The organism is Bradyrhizobium sp. Kon56 (assembly GCF_055807635.1).
In genome coordinates, this window is sequence record NZ_JBVVOU010000010.1 from 160,281 (window position 1) to 176,233 (window position 15,953).

The following is a 15,953-nucleotide window of genomic DNA, read 5'->3' on the forward strand; positions in this document are numbered from 1 at the left end:
ATCCAGTATTCCAGAGGCGGCGCAGATCAAACCGAGAGGGCGCGGCGCACTGGATGCCCCGGTCAAGCCGGGGCATGACGGCGGAGAATGCGGCGCCCCTTCCCAGATCCCGCGCAACTGTCTCACTTTGCGACGCTTTTCCCGTTGGCTTTAAGCTTCGGAACGAGTTGAGAACGAATCGCGGCCGAATCGCTGACTCCCTCTTGAGTCCTGTTCCGTTCACGCAAGATGTCGCGGGAGGCTTATGGGTTCGCACTAGATGGAGTTTTGGCCCGCCGCACAAGCGACGTTTCGATGGCGGAATCGTTAAAGCTGGGGACGGCGCGGAGTCGAATCAGAATCGGGGAGGAGTCAAATGGATTCCCGCATCCCGACCCCCCTCCAAACAAAAGTGCGAAAACAACCCCATGCACAGTAGGGATGTTGTTGAAATCATTGATGTTTATTTTCACCAAAAGGGAGGTCCGTAGCCCGCATGGAGCGGAGCGCAATGCGGGGGCCGAAGCAAAGAACCCCGGATTACGCTGCGCTCCATCCGGGCTACGGCAGCGGGGCTACGGCACCCAGCCCTACTGCGTCTTCGCGACCTTGGGCGGCTGGGCGCTGGTGATGAAGGAGGTCGCTTCCAGCATGGCCGGCCCGAGCGGGGTCGGCACTTTCAGCCAGAACGGGACCAGGATGCGCGTTCCGGCGATCGGCGCGAACGCGACCTCGATGTTGCGCTGGGCGGCGAGATATTTGATCACCGGACGGTCGGGGATGTAGCCGGCGATGGGCACGAAATACAGCGAGCAGACCACGACCTGGCCGTGGTAGCCCTTCTCCGCCTTGACGTTTTCCATGCGCTTGAAATCGAGCTTGAGCTCGTAGCGCATGCGGCCGTCGAACACGGCGGCGCTGCCGTGGCAGGCGTCCGCCGACAGCACCTCGCCGCTGCCGGATACACGCACCAGCGAGGCCGTCATCGGGTCCCAGACGCCGCGGCGATGCGCATCGGTGACGACGATGCGGTCGGGATCGACCGGCGGCTCCGGCACGATGGCAAAATCCTTCACATTGCCCTTGTCGAGCGTGATGCGGATCTCTTCGGTCTTCTTCGAGGTGGTGGTGGAGGCCTGGTAGCCGGTCGCGACCAGCGCGCCGTTGACGACGCGGCCCTGCGAGGCGCCGGTGCCCGACCCGCCCGCGAACGATTTCAAAAGCCCCGAGGTGCCGCCGGAGGCCGCGGCCGCGAACACATCGTCCTGGATGTCGATATTCCAGGCGCCCTTGCCGACGGGAATGCCCGCCAGCGTCGCCTCGTATTGCGCCTCGAGCTTGCCCTGCGCCGCCGCGGGCTCCGCCGCCCACGCCAACACCAGCCCGCCAAGGGCCGCCATGACCCAGCGGCCGGCAGGGCGCGGATGGCTTACGCGCGGATTCCTTGCGCGCCGCTCCGCTGAGCGCAGGCAGGGCGCAAGATGAGGCGTTGTGAGCACGAAACAATCCAATCGGGGCGCGAACGGTTGTTACTTAAGCCAAATAGCGCGCCAAGCAATGCGTCCGGGCCTGTCGGCGGCCGGAACTCCACTGGACTTTTCGGGCGCGAATACGCCCTTTATGTGATGGTAAGGCGCGATAATCATTGCCGTTTTGGTGATCGGGGTGGGGCTGTAAAGCGCACCTCACCCCGCCACCTCCACCGCTGTCATGCCCCGGCTTGACCGGGGCATCCAGTACGCCGCGGCCCCTCTGGTCAGCCGTACCGCCTCTGGAATACTGGATCGCCCGGTCCCGGCTCCGCCAAGGCTACGCCGAGGCCCACACGGGTGCTCGGCCCGCCGAAGCTTCAGCGAAGGCGGCGAGCCGGGCGATGACAGCTAGCTTGGAGCACGAAACCCGCCCCAAAACCTTGACGTCCCGCCGCTTCCCCCCTATACGTCCGCCCGCTCCCTGCAAGGACAGAGATTTGCCCGTGGCGCCCCGAATGGCGGCCGCACATCGTTGGGAAAGATTGAGGATTTTGCCATGTCTCGCCGCTGCGAATTGACGGCCAAGGGCCCCCAGGTCGGCCACACGGTCAGCCACTCCAACATCAAGACCAAGCGCCGCTTCCTGCCGAACCTGGTCAACGTGACCTTCATCAGCGAAGCGCTGGGCCGCAACGTGCGCCTGCGCGTCTCCACCAACGCGATCAAGAGCGTCGACCACAATGGCGGCCTCGATCCCTTCCTGCTCAAGGCCAAGGCCGCCGTGCTGTCGCCGCGCGCCCTCGAGCTGAAGCGCGCCATCCAGAAGAAGGTCGGCCCGACCCCCGCGCCGGCGAAGAAGGCGAGCTAAGAGTTATCGGAATGGGCGGAGGCTTGCGTCGCGAGGCGTAGGCTAAGCCGGAAGAGTTTGCGTGACGGCCGGATCGGAAGATCCGGCCGTTTTTGTTTTTGCGGTTGAAATGTCTATGTCGCCGCATCGCTTGGAGTAGGTTACGCTAAGATCATCAATTGACACGACTTTTTGGGAGCCTCTCAACGACAGCCGCATCGTCCTTCGCGCGCGGCTTAGATCGAGGTAGCTTTTGAGTGAGCACTCGCCGAGCGGAAGCACATCATCCTAATGCATAGTTACCAAAAACAAACGGTTGCCGTGCAGAATCAGACCGACGAGCGCGTCGAAGGTGAACGACAAACCTTTCTTCGTGTCGCGGAGATTGTGTTGAGCAAGTCTCGTGTCCCACTTAGCGCTGGTGAGATTGTTGATCGAGGAGTCGAGCAAGGACTCTTTGGCGACCACACAATGGGTCGCACACCTCAGAAATCCATGCAGGCTCGGCTTAGCATGGACATCTTACACAGAAAGTCTGACTCACGATTTGTTCGAACTGGTCGCGGGCGCTTTATCCTTCGCGCTTCCCTAGGAGCACCATTAAGTGAGCCGGACATTGCGCCCGGCGAAGTTCCGTCTGAATACGTAGCCGAGCGCCGTGTACTAAATACGCCGCACGAAGAAGTTCTGTGCGTTCCAGAATCTGCATATCGCGATGTCCTGACCTTTCAAGGTATAGACACCGATACATCCTCCATACTGGGGCAGCTTCTTAGCGAAAAAACTACCACCTACCTCGGGCGAGCTGAGGCTGAGGTCAACAACGACGCGAAGCAATTCATAACGTACGTCTTGGTTCAATGTGGTCAGCGCCTGCTGTTCTTCAAGCGATCCTATCTCAGCCGAGCAGCCGAATTTCTAAGAGGATCGAAGTGCATTGGCTTCGGTGGCCACGTTAGCGCCGCTGATCTCGACATGCTTTCGCGAGCCGACTTTGGTTTGTCAGCTTGTGGACGCAGAGAGCTCGCGGAAGAACTTTTTTTGCCAGATCGAACCAGACGAAAACGCAAGGTCTCGGCTGAGGCAAGTCTTACGGATAAACCTACTATCGATCTCTTTCAAAGCGTCCCACTAGAGTGTTTGGGAGTTCTGAATGACGACTCTTCGGAGGTCGGAAGGCGGCACGTTGCCATTGTTTACCGTGCATGGCTTCCCGATTGGAACACAGCCAAGAAGCTGCAGAAGGGCGATTCATCGATCAAAGGCCTGGGATGGATCGATCTTTCAAAGGACAAGGTCGACATAACCGATTTCGAGTATTGGTCGCAGCTATGTTTGCGACGCTTTTATCCGTCCACTCTCTTCACGCGAGCAAGACTCGAAATCGTAAATAACTCTCGCTTTGCGACCGACCGCATCTTAGTTGTCGCGGGCCGAATTGGATCGGGGAAGTCGGAGACCGCCAATTACCTCAGCCAACGCTTACAATGCTCTTTGATCAAGACTGGGGAGTTGGTTCGCACGCTAATGGAATCACCTCCAATTGCGGAGATTGGACGAGAGGAATTTCAAACTCGAGCATACGAATTCATCAGTGCGGAAGGCGGCACTAAGAAGTTGGCTGACGCCATCGCGAGCCAAATCGCGCACGAAGGTGGCAATCGTACGATTGTCGATGGAATTCGAAATCTCGACACCTTCGAGCACTTAGAAAGAAAGTGCGCTGGCGGGATCGGACTACTCTTTGTACAGACCCCACCGGATCTCGCGTTCGACATGTATCGCGCCAGAGAGGCAGGAACGCTGAAATTCAGCTATCGCGATTTTCTTAAGGTATACGACGCCCCAGTAGAGGGGGAGATCTCAAGCCTAGGCCGCCGAGCAAACGCCTACATCTACAACTCTTTTGGGATGGAAGCCTTTCGGCGAACGCTAGACGAGCTATTGCCGCAAATGCGTTCATAGCGCTGGAAATAAAGACGGTTCAGCGGCCAAGCGATACGTCATGAATGCCTTGAGGGCCTTAATTGATTGCGATACGAGGAGCTTTTCCCCGAGACCTGAATGATCGTTCTTCACGATCTCCGCATAGGTCCGGCCGCCGAAGCCGTCAGGACAAAAAATGGTGTCCCAGTAGAACTCTCTAATTCCTCTTGGAGAATTACTCAAAGCGCCTTGGGTCTCGCCAACAAAGGTGTGGACGTTCAAACCGTCACAATAGCCAACCACAGCTCGCGCGATCGCTCTAGTGGTGAGCGTCGAACAAGCCGCCACAAACTGCTCGGGAGCAAGAGAGTCCCACATCGGCTGAGTAAGTCCACCCGGAAACGACTTATCCCCGAAGCCTTCCAGAACGAGCCCTGCATGCTCAACAATGCAGGGGATCTGAATCTGTCGATACGCAGATTCAACTTTGAACTTAACCATAGACTCGAGATCGCATAATAGCGGCTCCGTTGTTGCGATCTTCCTAAAGCGGATATCGAAGAGCTCACCCAGCTTCTTGCCGGTATACTCAAGCTCGATCGTGTCCTTCGCTAGTGCCCATTCCTCCTTCTTGTAATCACTCCAGGAGCAATACGCGATTTGTATGGGAGAGGAGCTCATCACTAGATTCTCATCTCATGAAGCACTTCAGCGACGTTCTTTGATATATCTTCCGCCCCAACGGGTATGACATCGATGTTGCGCTCATTGAAGAGGCGCCGCTCGAATTCCGACGGCTCTGGCAGAACTATGTATGCTCTTCTCCCACTCGAAGAGTTTGGCAGATCGGAAAATAAGCGATTCACGATGTGAAATAAGTAATTCACATTCGGATCGCGGAAGCTGTATCCGATAAACAGAACGGCTCTACCAAGTATGTCGCCCCGCAACTTGAAGTCCATTGGACTCTCCAATCGCATCCGCTCCATGTATTGCGATTCGGAGACCACCATCTGTTGAGGACTATTGAAGTCGCCGTGAAATTTGACGACTTCGATCACGGACCTATCATGCGCAATTGTGTGTTCGCCGGATACGATGTGTGTATTTCGTCCGCTCTTCTTTAGAGCTCGTTCGATAAAATCGTCATAATTTGTTGTATAGTAGAGGCTGCAACGATCCAGTTGAACCAACTCTGAATGCACCGGCGAGGCAAGAATGTCTGCATCCGTCGCTTCGGCGAATTGTAGCGAAAGCCAATTCGTTAGCGGTGCGAGCTCGCGGTTCAAAATCTTGAAGTACTCCAAGATTTGGAGGTCACTTCCCCGCATCCGTAGCAAATTTTCGTCATTACAGCCAATCAGCTTCGCTGCTTGGTCCACCATCGCTTCCCAGGAGGGCCCCCTCTTGGTTCCTCCGTCCCAGGTAACTGACATTGACGCTCCTGCGCCGACGAACGGGACGACGCGCCTATCGCGGTACAATCTTCGAAGATCGGGGGGGCAGGTCATCGGACCTTCTTCACTACTAAGCGAGTAAGACTGTGAAAATGCGGGATGTTGTTATGGGGATGCGTCTCGTGAATGATCGAGTCAGACTCAGCCAAGACCGTGTGGCCTTCGTATTGCTCAACATAAAACGAATGAGCCAGTAGAGTTGGCGAAAAGTTCGGATGGGCGGATAAATCATGGGGCCCATCATTGAATGAAACAAGGAAGTGATACCCGCCAAGCCGTGTCCTCAGTAGCGCCGTTTGGATCAGTGAGGATATCTCTTCAGACGAACTAAGGCAGTGCGCTAAGCCATAGAGCACAATCACATCGAATAATTCATCTCTAGTCAGATAAGCTCTTCCATCTAAGACGAGCCATTCAATTCGCGGGTCTGGAAACGAGCGCTGACCATTTTCTATAGCCTTCGCGGAGCAATCAACTGCTGTTACGCTTGCGCCGCATTGAGCAAATGCGGCGGCGTTCTTCCCTTCCCCGCAACCTAAGTCGAGCACGCGAATTCCACGTACGTCCGGATGCTCTTCGAGAAACGATTTTACCAAAGAGCCGGGGGACCTCCCCCAAAAACAATCACTCGACGAATAGCCTTCATCGTAACCGCCGCTGTCTCTTGTCATTTGCCTGCAATATGAATTTTAATCGCAGCAGATAGCTTAAGGATACTAGCGGACCAACGCAATCAGCGGTTGATAGAGAAAAAACCCGTGCCCTGTGCACGGCGGAGGTCGAGATCGCGCAGGCGAGCTCCTTGGGTCCGTCCTGCATCGAGACTGGGCGACGTGGCGTCGATCTAATTATTCAGAATTGTCGGCCCATCACTTGCCGCCGAAAACGACTGCCACCCCGTAGTGCTACTAGCTAAGCCAAGGTTCTATTGATCTCCCGCAGTGGTTGCGCTTCTGTGCAACTTTCCGGGGGGATTCTTCTAATGCGTAATTTGGGCCTGGCGGTCCTTGCGGCCGCACTTGCTGGCTGTGCGTCGTCTTCATCTGACATATCGGCGGCTTACGTCTCGCCGGTGCAGTATCAGCAGTACAATTGCCAGCAGCTCGCGCTTGAGGCGCAGTCGGTATCCGCTAGAGCTGCGACCCTCTCCGGCTGCAAGACAGCCAGCGCACCAAGGATCAGGTCGCGACGGGCGTTGCCGTCGTTGTGTTCTGGCCCGCAGCGTTTCTGGTCGGAGGCGACAAACAAGCTGCGGCCGAACTTGCGCAAATGAAGGGACAATTGATCGCGGTCGAACAGGCCTCGATCGCAAAGAAGTGTAACATCCAATTCCAGAACAAGCCCCAGGAGCCGCCGAAGTAGGCGTCCCTACCCCCGAAAATCAATGCTCCGCAGCACGATCCCCGGCGGCGTGCCTTCGAACTCCGTCGCCTGATATTTGCGTCCGGTGCAGGCTTCGATGCGTTCGCGCAGGCGCGTGAACTGCTCTTCGCGCTCGCTCGGCCTGGCGCGCGGGCCACGCTCGAGGTCGTCCATGGCGGAGGTCGAGATCGCGCAGGCGATCTCCTTACTGCCGTCCTGCATCGAGAACTGGACGATGCCGCGGTCCTGGTCGTGGGCGATGAAGCGGCTAGTGGTGAGCGTCATGGGGTACTCCTTTTGCGTCCGCGTCGTGCCGGACTTGCGCAATTGCGCACTGGGGGCGGCGCCGGTCGGCGTTGCCGAAGCAGGCTGTGGCACGAGGGTGCACAACAACTGACTTCGGTGGTTATGGGTCCCGGCTCCGTGCGCAATTGCGCACTCGGCCGGGACGACGCCGGTGGTCGCGCGCGTTGCCTCGCCGATCAGCCGTCGCCGTTGAGCCTTGCGAAATCGTCGAACAGCGCGGCCACCAGCGCGCGGTGGCGGGTGTCCTCGCTGGGCAGGCTCGCAGCATAGAGGTTGAGCAGATGGCGGGCCTTCACGGCGGCCTCCGGCCAGGAGGTGGCGGGCACCGACATCATGCGGTTTTCGAGCTCGGCCTCGCGCTCGCGCAGCTCCCTGACTTGGGCCTCGACATCGGCCAGCGCGCGGCGCAGATCGGTTGCCTTCTGGGCGGCCATGCCGCGGTGGCTGTCGAGATCGACCGGAATTTCAGTCATTGGCGGCACTCGCGTCGATACGTTGGGCATCCGCCAGGTCAACCGAGCCGATCGACAGCATCTCCGTCGCACCGCGCACGCCTTCGGAAGGCACCGTGATCATGGTGGCGACGCGACGATAGGACGCGAACGACAGGCCCTCGATCATCTCCTCGTCGGTGACGACCTCATAGGCGCCGGCCGGCAACTGGCGCTCGAGGCCGCGGATGTGGAATGGATGCTTGAAGGTGATGGTTTCTCGCCGCGAGCGGATGGTCATGCGCGCCTGCCTTTCGCAAAGAAGGGGCCCCAACCGACACCAGCTGGTCACGACCATGCGCTTGTTACCCGGCAATAGCCAGCATTATGTCAGCGTGGGCCGGGACTTAAGCGGCAAGCGCGGCGCTCGCACGCGGCGTTTTAGTCCTCGCAATCGGCAGGACGCGGGCGTACGCTCGACCACGTCAGCGCAGCTCACGCAATTGCCGCGCGTCGATGTTGCGCTGCATCTTTCGCGCCTCGTGTGCGCGGCGGCGATCTTCATTGGTTCGGGCGGGTGCATCTCACAGCCCCGCCCAGCGACCATTGCAGCGCCGATCTCGCACGCGGACGAACTCGAAACCCAGGAGGAGACGACGTCATGGCCAAGGGACAGCAACGCAGCAACCGCGAGACCAAGAAGCCGAAGAAAGACAAGATCAAGACCAGCGCCGCAGCGCCGAGCCGCAAGGACGCGGCGTGGCAGCCGGAGATCGGCCAGAAGAAGAAGTAGAGGTGCGGGCGCTGTTTTCCCTTCTCCCCTTGTGGGAGAAGGTGGCATAGGCGGCCTTCGGCCGCCGTTCTTGAAAACGCCGATGCTTCGCATCGCTATGGCGCCGAATGAGGGGTCTGTCTCCGGGAGTTCTGACGCGAGAGATTCGCACGCGGAGAGAGACCCCTCACCCGTCTCGCCGCTTCGCGGCGATCCACCCTCTCCCACAAGGGGAGAGGGGAAGAAGCGTCATCTCCCTCTCCCCGCCGTTTTCCGCTATACTCGCCCGGGTAGCATCAGCGGGAGGGGCATCCTGTGGATCACGAGCGCAACGCCGAGCACACATCCGAGCCGAAGAACCTCGTCATCTGCTGTGACGGCACCGGCAACGAGATCTCGGAGAACATCTCCAACGTCCTGAAGCTCTATCGCTGCCTGCGCAAGACCGCCAAGACGCGGCCGCGGCAGCTGGTGTTCTACGATCCCGGGGTCGGCACGGTGACGGAGCCCTCGACGTGGCACCGCTGGAAAGCCAACATCAATCTGGTGCTGGGGCTCGCCACCGGCTACGGGCTCGATGACAACACGCTGTCGGCCTATTGCTTCCTGGTCGAGCATTACGCGCCGGGCGACAGGATCTATTTGTTCGGTTTTTCGCGCGGTGCCTATACGGTGCGGGTGCTGGCGGGGCTGATCCACAAGATTGGCCTGATCTCGCCGGAGCAGGCCAACCTCGCAGGCTCTGGCCTCGTCGCCTACAAGCAATATTCCGGCACCGGGCGCGGCAACGATGTCAGCGACCTCATCGATGAGGGTTTTGACGACAGCGGGCCGCTGCCGAAAAACAAGTTCGATCTCGCCGCGCAGTTCGCACGCATCACCTCGTCGCGCTGGCCGACCATCCACTTCATCGGCGTCTGGGACACGGTGGCGAGCGTGATCGTGCCGCGCGCCGACCGGGGCTATTTGCCGAGCTTCGAGGAGCTCGCCTTCACGCTGCGCAATCCCAGCGTCAACATCTTCCGGCAGGCGATCGCGATCGACGAGCGGCGCTGCATGTTCCGCCTCAAGGCGTATGAGGAGCCGCAGGATTACTGGCGCAACCGCTTCGTGCCCGACGACAAGAAGGAGCCGCAGGACATTTTGCAGGTGTGGTTCGCCGGCGTGCATTGCGACGTCGGTGGCGGCTATCCGGAAGTCGAGAGCGGCGAGTCCAAGTATCCGCTGCTCTGGATGATCGAGGAGGCGACCAAGGCGGGGCTGAACTTCAACCCGCGCACGGTGAACCAGCTCGCCTGGGGCATCCAGCGCAAGAACTCGCCGTTCCAATACGTGCCGCCGGCTTACACCGGCAAGACGGGCGAGCTGCATGATTCGATGACGGTGCCCTGGCGCGTGCTGGAATATCTGCCGAAGAGCGCGACCTACAAGGAATGGCCGGCGCGAAAGGTGTTTCTCGGGCTCTACATCCCCGATTGCGAACCGCGCCTCATCCCCGAAGGCGCGCATGTGCATGAGAGCGTGGTGAAGCGGATGGCGGTGGAGCCGGGCTATCGGCCGGTGAATCTGCCGAAGGAGTATGTGACGGTGCCGATGCCGGTGCCGCCGGGTGTGGGGATGGCGGCGGAGTCGGGGGAGATCGTGGTGGGGTGAGGGCCTTCCCTTCTCCCCCTGTGGGAGAAGGTGGCATAGGCGGTCTTCGGCCGCCGTTCTTGAAAACGCCGATGCTTCGCATCGGCTATGGCGCCGGATGAGGCGTTGTCGCCGCGAACGCGAAAGCTTCGTATGCCGTGCGAGACCCCTCACCCGTCTCGCCACTTCGTGGCGATCCACCCTCTCCCACAAGGGGAGAGGGGAAAGCAGACCACCCCGCTACCGCCGCTTTCTCCATTCGCCGACACTTTTCATTAAAATTCTCCAGCCCGCCTTAGCCGGACCGAATCAACTCCTTGGCATCATCTCCCGACCACCCGCGCCATCCGCGGAAATTGGAGGAGAGTGCCAATGCATCCGCGACGACACGCCCGCGTCAAACCCGCGGGCCTCGTGTCCCGCCAGGCCAAGATCATCACCGACCCGCGCGCGCCGGTGATCCCCTGCACGCTGATCGACTATTCGCCGGGCGGCGCCTGCGTCGATCTCGGCGGCCAGGTGAAGATTCCCGATCGCTTCGAGCTGCTGCATGTGAACACGAAAAAACGCTGCCGCGTGGCGTGGAAGCGCGGCTCGAAGGTGGGCGTGGTGTTTTGACTCCTTCCAGCTGCTGAACAAGGCCGCGCTCCACACTCCGCTCGGCTCCCTCCCGCCTTGTGGGGGAGGGTTGGGGAGAGGGGTGGCCCAGCAAAAGGTGTTAGTTACGTGCGAAGCGATGGCAACAGAGTGTCGCTTCATTCGACAGAGCATGCCGTGCGGCTACCCCTCTCCCTAGCCCTCCCCCACAAGGGGGAGGGAACGCAGTGTACTTGCGGCGCGATCTCTCCCAACACAACAAATTCACGGCTTCCGCATCCGCGCCTTTGCGCCCGCGACGATCTGCATCGCGACGCCGGCGATCCAGCCGAACAAGGCGAACCAGCTCCAGGCGATATGCGGATCGAGGCGGAGCACGATGATGGCGACGGAGGCGAGCGCGGTGAGCGTGGCGCAGAGCGTGCCGGCGGCGCTCAACAGTTCCGCGGCGTCGATGTCGCCGTGGGCCTCGTCGAACGGCAATTGCGGCGTGTCGATGCCGAGATAGAAGCCGACGAAGCCCAGCACCATCATCAGCAGCAGGAAGCCCTCGGTGGTGAGCGCGGGGATCGCCGATCCCACATAAGCGCCGACAAACAGCCCGCACGCCGCGCCCGCCATCGCAAGGCCCACGCGCTCGATGACGTGGGCAGCTTTTCGAACACGAAATCGCATGGCGGGCCTCCGCGAGGCGTTGGACGCACGCGAGGTTAGGCCAGATTTGGGTGGGGTGGAAGCTGAGAGGGTTTACGGATGCGTGAGGCGGAACGGCACGGGACCAAAAGGTACGCGGAGCAACGACCTTGGCGTGTGTCGCATGGCTGCCTCCCCATCCTCATGGCGAGCGCAGCGAAGCAATCCAGGCTCTTTCCGCGGACACAGCCTGGATTGCTTCGTCGCAAGGGCTCCTCGCAATGACGAGTTTGCGGCGCGGTCCTCGCGCCACACTCGCCCCCTCACCGCGCCCCGAACGTCGTCTTGCCGAACAGCGCCTTCTGGGTCGAGGGCTGCGAGCGCCAGTATTGCGGCGGGGCTTCGACCTCGCCGCCGAGCTCGGCTGCGGCGTGCCAGGCCCAGCGCGGGTCGTAGAGCAAGCCGCGGGCGAGCGCGACCATGTCGGCCTTGCCGGATGCGACGATCTCTTCGGCCTGCTTCGGCTCGGTGATCAGGCCGACGGCGATGGTAGGCAAACCCGTCTCGCGCTTGATGGCCTCGGCAAACTGCACCTGATAGCCGGGGCCGAGCGCGATCTTCTGCAGCGGCGAGACGCCGCCGGAGGAGGCATCGATCCAGTCGACGCCGCGCGCCTTCAGCGCGTTTGCGAATGCGATGGTCTGCGCCAGGTCCCAGCCGCCCTCGACCCAGTCGGTCGACGACACCCGCATGCCGACCGGCTTGTCGTGCGGGAATACGGCGCGGACCGCGTCGTAGACCTCCAGCGGGAAGCGCATGCGGTTCTCGAGCGAGCCGCCATATTCGTCGGTGCGCCTGTTCGAGATCGGCGACAGGAATTGATGCAGGAGATAGCCGTGCGCGCCGTGCAGCTCGATCGCGTCGATGCCGATGCGATCGGCGCGCTTGGCGGCATCGACGAAGGCCTCGCGGATGCGCTTGAGGCCCGCGGCATCGAGCGCCAGCGGCGCGGCCTCGCCCTCCTTGTGCGGCAGCGCCGACGGCGCCACGGTCTGCCAGCCGCCCGCATCCTGCGGAATCAGCTGGCCGCCGTCCCACGGCCGCGCGCTGCTGGCTTTGCGGCCCGCATGCGCGAGCTGCATTGCGACCGCGGTCGAGGAATGTTTCCGCACCGAGGTGAGGATCTGCTTCAGCGCGGCCTCGGCGGCATCGCTGTAGAGCCCGAGGCAGCCCGGCGTGATGCGGCCGATCGCCTCGACATGGGTCGCCTCGATGCAGAACATCGCCGCGCCCGACAGGCTGAGATTGTTGATGTGGGTGAAGTGCCAGTCGGTGGGAACGCCGTCCTCCGCCGAATATTGGCACATCGGCGACACCACGACGCGGTTCTTCAAAGTCAGGCCGCGCAGCTTGATCGGGGAAAACAGGGCGCTCATGCGGGGGAGTTCCGAAAAGGATGGAGGGCAGGGAGATGGAGAGAGTGTAGTGGGCGATGCGCCGATTGCCAGCCGCGCGGGGGGCATGGCGGCTCGCGGGGGATGCATTGCGGCCGCGCCGCCCTACTCCACCAGCGCGAACTGCAGCAGCAGCGTGCGCTGGAGCATCGAGAAATTGTCGTCGGACACCAGCGTCAGCACGGTCTCGCCGTCGGCCGTGACGTGGGCGTCGATGCCTTCCATGTTGTCGATCTCGTGGCCGAGATCGGCCTTGAACAGCACGGGGCCGTCGACCAATGCGCCCGGCGCGATCGATTTCAGGGGGATCGCGCGGATGCGGATATCGATGCCGGTGAACCAGGAGAATTTGCGTTCGAGGATCAGGAGATCGCCCGAGGGCAGCAGCACGGCGTCGCTGATGAGCTGCTGGTCGGTGCGGCGAATGCTGAATTGGCCCGGTGTGGGGCCGCCGAGCAAAAATCCGATCAGATTGCCGTCGGCATCGAAGCCGCCCTCCGACAGCGCGATCAAGGTGCCCGCGAGCGGCTGCCCCTTTGGAACGAACACCAGCGCCTCGAGCCCCTTGTTGTAGGGCAGCTTGCGCACCGCCGGCGGGGTCGGCAGCACCTCGCCGCGCGCGCGTGTGCCGCCCTTCGCAAAATCGAACCGCATGATCTGGTTGACGCGCTCGAGCCCTACATAGACGAGGTCGCCGTCACGCGCGAGCGACTCGGTGTCGTACCACAGCCGCTTCTCCGTGATCGGCCGCCCCTCCGCATTGAGCACCGGCGCGGCCTCGACGTCGTCGAGACCCGTCATGCTCCGCCCGGAATAACGGATGCGACCGGTGAACCAGGTGCCCTGGTCGGAGATCGCGAGGAAGCGCTCGCCTTTGCTGTCGAGGAAGCGGAAGCCGGACAGGCCGCCGAAGCCGCGATGCGGCGAGGTCAGCACCAGGCCGCCGCGATAGTCCAGCGAACCGAACCGCGTGCGCGCGCGGTCGCGCGGCTCGAAATTGGGGATCGGCCGCGCGTTGACCTCGATGCCAACGGGCGCGGCGACGGCGTGCTCGATCAGCGCCGGCTTCGGCGCGGGCTGTGCCTGCGCCAGGCGAGACAGTACGAGAGTGGAAAATCCCGCCGCCGCGTGGCCGATGAAGCTGCGGCGGGATCGATGGTTGCTCACGAATGCAATTTGCGTCGCGGGCGGTTGGCCGGCTGCGTGGGCGCGGTGTTGGTCTCGCTGAACAGTTCGGCGAGTTTTTCGGTGATGGCGCCGCCGAGCTCTTCGGCGTCCACGATCGTCACCGCGCGGCGATAATAGCGCGTCACGTCATGGCCGATGCCGATCGCGATCAGCTCGACCGGCGAGCGGGTCTCGATCTCCTCGATGATGTGGCGCAGGTGCCGCTCGAGATAGTTGCCGGGATTGACCGACAGCGTGGAATCGTCGACCGGCGCGCCGTCCGAGATCATCATCAGGATCTTGCGCTGTTCGGGCCGGCCGAGCAGGCGCTTATGCGCCCAGTCGAGCGCCTCGCCGTCGATGTTCTCCTTCAACAGCCCTTCGCGCATCATCAGGCCGAGGTTTTTCCGCGCACGACGCCAGGGGGCGTCCGCCGACTTGTAGATGATGTGGCGGAGATCGTTGAGGCGGCCGGGGCTGGCCGGCTTGCCGGCGGCAAGCCACGCCTCGCGCGATTGCCCGCCCTTCCAGGCGCGCGTGGTGAAGCCGAGAATCTCGACCTTGACGCCGCAACGCTCCAGCGTGCGGGCGAGGATGTCGGCGCAGGTCGCCGCGACCGTGATCGGCCGCCCGCGCATCGAGCCGGAATTGTCGAGCAGCAGCGTCACCACGGTGTCGCGGAACGTCGCCTCCTTCTCGTGCATGAAGGACAGCGGGTGATAGGGATCGGTCACCACGCGCGACAGCCGCGCGGGGTCCAGAATGCCCTCTTCGAGATCGAACTCCCAGGCGCGGTTCTGCTGCGCCATCAAGCGCCTCTGCAGCCGGTTGGCGAGACGGGCCACGATGCCCTGCAGATGCGCGAGCTGCTTGTCGAGATAGGCGCGCAGCCGCTCCAGCTCGTCATGGTCGCAGAGGTCTTCGGCGGCGATGACCTCGTCGAACTTCGGCGCGAAGGCGTGGTATTCCGGCCCACGCGGCTCGTTCTTGCCGTGCGAATTCGGTCGCGTCGCCTCGCCCGGCGTCTCGTCGTCGCCGAGCTCGCCGTCGTCGAAGGTGTCGGAGGTCGAGGCCTGCGCGCTTTCCATCGCGCTCTCGCTCATCTCCTCGCTCGACGCCTGGGCCTGATCGGCGCTCATCTCTTGCGCGGCGTCGGAATCGGGCGAGCCCTCGGCGCCGGACTGATCGTTGTCGCCGTCCTGGTTCTCGTCGTTCTCGTCATTGTCTTCGCTGTCGGCGCTGCGCTCGTCGCCGATCTCGAGCGCCGTCAGCAGATCATGCACGGCATCGCCGAACCTGGTCTGGTCCTCGACCACGGTATCGAGCCGGTCGAGCCGCCTGCCGATCTTGTCTTCGAGAATAGGGCGCCAGAGATCGACCATCTTCTTGGCGGCCGTCGGCGGCGCCATGCCGGTCAGGCGCTCGCGCACCAGCATCGCCAGCGCGTCGGCGAGCGGCGCGTCGGCGCGATCGGTGATCTCGTCGAACTTGCCGCGATGGAAATGGTCGTCGAGCATCGCGGTGAGGTTTTTCGCAACGCCCGCCATGCGCCGCGCGCCGATCGCCTCGACACGGGCCTGCTCCACCGCCTCGAACACGCCGCGCGCCTGCGGATTGCCCGGCATCAGCTTGCGATGCACCTTCGGATCGTGACAGGCGAGCTTGAGCGCGATGGAATCGGCGTGGCCGCGCACGATGGCGGCATCACGCCTGGTCATCTTTCGCGCGGGCTCGGGCAGCCGCGCCTTGCCCGGCGCGAGCCCGGGACGCTCGGCGGCGAAGCTGACGTCGAGCTCGGGCTCCTTGGCGATCGCCTTCAGGCAGGAGGCCACCGAGCGCTTGAACGGCTCGGTCGGGGCTTCCTTGGTGTTGCGGAATTTGGAGTTGGAGGTGGTGCTCATCTCGCCCTTACCCGTCG

16 protein-coding genes are annotated in these 15,953 nt (G+C 62.0%); 5 read left to right on the forward strand and 11 right to left on the reverse strand.

Annotated elements, in window-relative coordinates; all coding sequences use genetic code 11:
• Window positions 1-569 precede the first annotated feature (569 nt).
• A complete protein-coding gene (locus tag AC0L3B_RS18520; protein WP_204512785.1) occupies window positions 570-1,379 on the reverse strand; it encodes a DUF3108 domain-containing protein in 810 nt (269 codons plus the stop codon).
• A gap of 628 nt (window positions 1,380-2,007) precedes the next feature.
• On the opposite strand from AC0L3B_RS18520, the gene rpmB reads away from it, so the two are divergent.
• Together rpmB and AC0L3B_RS18530 are read left to right on the forward strand one after the other, a co-directional pair.
• A complete protein-coding gene (rpmB, locus tag AC0L3B_RS18525; protein WP_007604603.1) occupies window positions 2,008-2,319 on the forward strand; it encodes a 50S ribosomal protein L28 in 312 nt (103 codons plus the stop codon).
• Window positions 2,320-2,589: 270 nt separating this feature from the next.
• Window positions 2,590-4,263 carry an HTH domain-containing protein gene (locus AC0L3B_RS18530; RefSeq protein ID WP_247820922.1) on the forward strand — a complete coding sequence of 558 codons (1,674 nt, stop codon included), beginning with the start codon at window positions 2,590-2,592 and terminating at the stop codon, window positions 4,261-4,263.
• Here the strand turns inward: AC0L3B_RS18530 and AC0L3B_RS18535 are convergent.
• The 6 genes from AC0L3B_RS18535 to AC0L3B_RS18560 form a co-directional block, all read right to left on the reverse strand.
• Window positions 4,258-4,905, reverse strand: a complete 648-nt coding sequence (locus AC0L3B_RS18535) for a non-canonical purine NTP pyrophosphatase (protein WP_247820921.1) — start codon at window positions 4,903-4,905, stop codon at window positions 4,258-4,260. The genes AC0L3B_RS18530 and AC0L3B_RS18535 overlap by 6 nt on opposite strands.
• Before the next feature lie 2 nt (window positions 4,906-4,907).
• Window positions 4,908-5,660 carry an SIR2 family NAD-dependent protein deacylase gene (locus AC0L3B_RS18540; RefSeq protein WP_247820920.1) on the reverse strand — a complete coding sequence of 251 codons (753 nt, stop codon included), beginning with the start codon at window positions 5,658-5,660 and terminating at the stop codon, window positions 4,908-4,910.
• A gap of 71 nt (window positions 5,661-5,731) precedes the next feature.
• Window positions 5,732-6,352: a class I SAM-dependent methyltransferase gene (locus AC0L3B_RS18545; RefSeq protein WP_473380873.1), complete on the reverse strand. Its 621-nt coding sequence runs from the start codon at window positions 6,350-6,352 to the stop codon at window positions 5,732-5,734.
• Window positions 6,353-7,049: 697 nt separating this feature from the next.
• Window positions 7,050-7,328 (reverse strand): DUF1488 family protein, encoded by a 279-nt coding sequence (locus tag AC0L3B_RS18550; protein WP_007599254.1) that lies wholly within the window; start codon window positions 7,326-7,328, stop codon window positions 7,050-7,052.
• A gap of 197 nt (window positions 7,329-7,525) precedes the next feature.
• Window positions 7,526-7,822: a hypothetical protein gene (locus AC0L3B_RS18555; RefSeq protein WP_085351639.1), complete on the reverse strand. Its 297-nt coding sequence runs from the start codon at window positions 7,820-7,822 to the stop codon at window positions 7,526-7,528.
• Window positions 7,815-8,081, reverse strand: a complete 267-nt coding sequence (locus AC0L3B_RS18560; RefSeq protein ID WP_377791081.1) for a hypothetical protein — start codon at window positions 8,079-8,081, stop codon at window positions 7,815-7,817. The genes AC0L3B_RS18555 and AC0L3B_RS18560 overlap by 8 nt, the downstream gene beginning before the upstream one ends.
• Window positions 8,082-8,441: 360 nt before the next feature.
• Between AC0L3B_RS18560 and AC0L3B_RS18565 the strand changes: the two genes are divergently transcribed.
• The 3 genes from AC0L3B_RS18565 to AC0L3B_RS18575 all read left to right on the forward strand — a co-directional run bounded on the left by AC0L3B_RS18565 (window position 8,442) and on the right by AC0L3B_RS18575 (window position 10,802).
• Window positions 8,442-8,573 carry a hypothetical protein gene (locus AC0L3B_RS18565; protein WP_007599247.1) on the forward strand — a complete coding sequence of 44 codons (132 nt, stop codon included), beginning with the start codon at window positions 8,442-8,444 and terminating at the stop codon, window positions 8,571-8,573.
• Between the two features lie 294 nt (window positions 8,574-8,867).
• Window positions 8,868-10,205, forward strand: a complete 1,338-nt coding sequence (locus tag AC0L3B_RS18570) for a DUF2235 domain-containing protein (RefSeq protein ID WP_473380874.1) — start codon at window positions 8,868-8,870, stop codon at window positions 10,203-10,205.
• A 351-nt stretch (window positions 10,206-10,556) separates the two neighbouring features.
• Window positions 10,557-10,802, forward strand: a complete 246-nt coding sequence (locus AC0L3B_RS18575; RefSeq protein ID WP_027515169.1) for a PilZ domain-containing protein — start codon at window positions 10,557-10,559, stop codon at window positions 10,800-10,802.
• Window positions 10,803-11,045: 243 nt separating this feature from the next.
• On the opposite strand, the gene AC0L3B_RS18580 is transcribed toward AC0L3B_RS18575, so the two are convergent.
• The 4 genes from AC0L3B_RS18580 to cobT all read right to left on the reverse strand — a co-directional run bounded on the left by AC0L3B_RS18580 (window position 11,046) and on the right by cobT (window position 15,936).
• Complete coding sequence (locus AC0L3B_RS18580; RefSeq protein WP_026232425.1) at window positions 11,046-11,456, reverse strand: hypothetical protein; 411 nt, start codon at window positions 11,454-11,456, stop codon at window positions 11,046-11,048.
• A 281-nt stretch (window positions 11,457-11,737) separates the two neighbouring features.
• Window positions 11,738-12,850, reverse strand: coding sequence for an NADH:flavin oxidoreductase/NADH oxidase (locus AC0L3B_RS18585; protein ID WP_368506893.1), 1,113 nt, complete (start codon window positions 12,848-12,850; stop codon window positions 11,738-11,740).
• Between the two features lie 123 nt (window positions 12,851-12,973).
• Complete coding sequence (locus AC0L3B_RS18590; protein WP_085351644.1) at window positions 12,974-14,035, reverse strand: esterase-like activity of phytase family protein; 1,062 nt, start codon at window positions 14,033-14,035, stop codon at window positions 12,974-12,976.
• Window positions 14,032-15,936, reverse strand: coding sequence for a cobaltochelatase subunit CobT (cobT, locus tag AC0L3B_RS18595; protein WP_473380875.1), 1,905 nt, complete (start codon window positions 15,934-15,936; stop codon window positions 14,032-14,034). The genes AC0L3B_RS18590 and cobT overlap by 4 nt, the downstream gene beginning before the upstream one ends.
• Window positions 15,937-15,953 lie beyond the last annotated feature (17 nt).

Bases quoted from the DNA above. Each gene is read 5' to 3' on its own strand.
- AC0L3B_RS18520 (WP_204512785.1), bottom strand. From the start codon at position 1,379: ATGGCGGCCCTTGGCGGGCTGGTGTTGGCGTGGGCGGCGGAGCCCGCG.
- rpmB (WP_007604603.1), top strand. From the start codon at position 2,008: ATGTCTCGCCGCTGCGAATTGACGGCCAAGGGCCCCCAGGTCGGCCAC.
- AC0L3B_RS18530 (WP_247820922.1), top strand. From the start codon at position 2,590: ATGCATAGTTACCAAAAACAAACGGTTGCCGTGCAGAATCAGACCGAC.
- AC0L3B_RS18535 (WP_247820921.1), bottom strand. From the start codon at position 4,905: ATGAGCTCCTCTCCCATACAAATCGCGTATTGCTCCTGGAGTGATTAC.
- AC0L3B_RS18540 (WP_247820920.1), bottom strand. From the start codon at position 5,660: ATGTCAGTTACCTGGGACGGAGGAACCAAGAGGGGGCCCTCCTGGGAA.
- AC0L3B_RS18545 (WP_473380873.1), bottom strand. From the start codon at position 6,352: ATGACAAGAGACAGCGGCGGTTACGATGAAGGCTATTCGTCGAGTGAT.
- AC0L3B_RS18550 (WP_007599254.1), bottom strand. From the start codon at position 7,328: ATGACGCTCACCACTAGCCGCTTCATCGCCCACGACCAGGACCGCGGC.
- AC0L3B_RS18555 (WP_085351639.1), bottom strand. From the start codon at position 7,822: ATGACTGAAATTCCGGTCGATCTCGACAGCCACCGCGGCATGGCCGCC.
- AC0L3B_RS18560 (WP_377791081.1), bottom strand. From the start codon at position 8,081: ATGACCATCCGCTCGCGGCGAGAAACCATCACCTTCAAGCATCCATTC.
- AC0L3B_RS18565 (WP_007599247.1), top strand. From the start codon at position 8,442: ATGGCCAAGGGACAGCAACGCAGCAACCGCGAGACCAAGAAGCCGAAG.
- AC0L3B_RS18575 (WP_027515169.1), top strand. From the start codon at position 10,557: ATGCATCCGCGACGACACGCCCGCGTCAAACCCGCGGGCCTCGTGTCC.
- AC0L3B_RS18580 (WP_026232425.1), bottom strand. From the start codon at position 11,456: ATGCGATTTCGTGTTCGAAAAGCTGCCCACGTCATCGAGCGCGTGGGC.
- AC0L3B_RS18585 (WP_368506893.1), bottom strand. From the start codon at position 12,850: ATGAGCGCCCTGTTTTCCCCGATCAAGCTGCGCGGCCTGACTTTGAAG.
- cobT (WP_473380875.1), bottom strand. From the start codon at position 15,936: ATGAGCACCACCTCCAACTCCAAATTCCGCAACACCAAGGAAGCCCCG.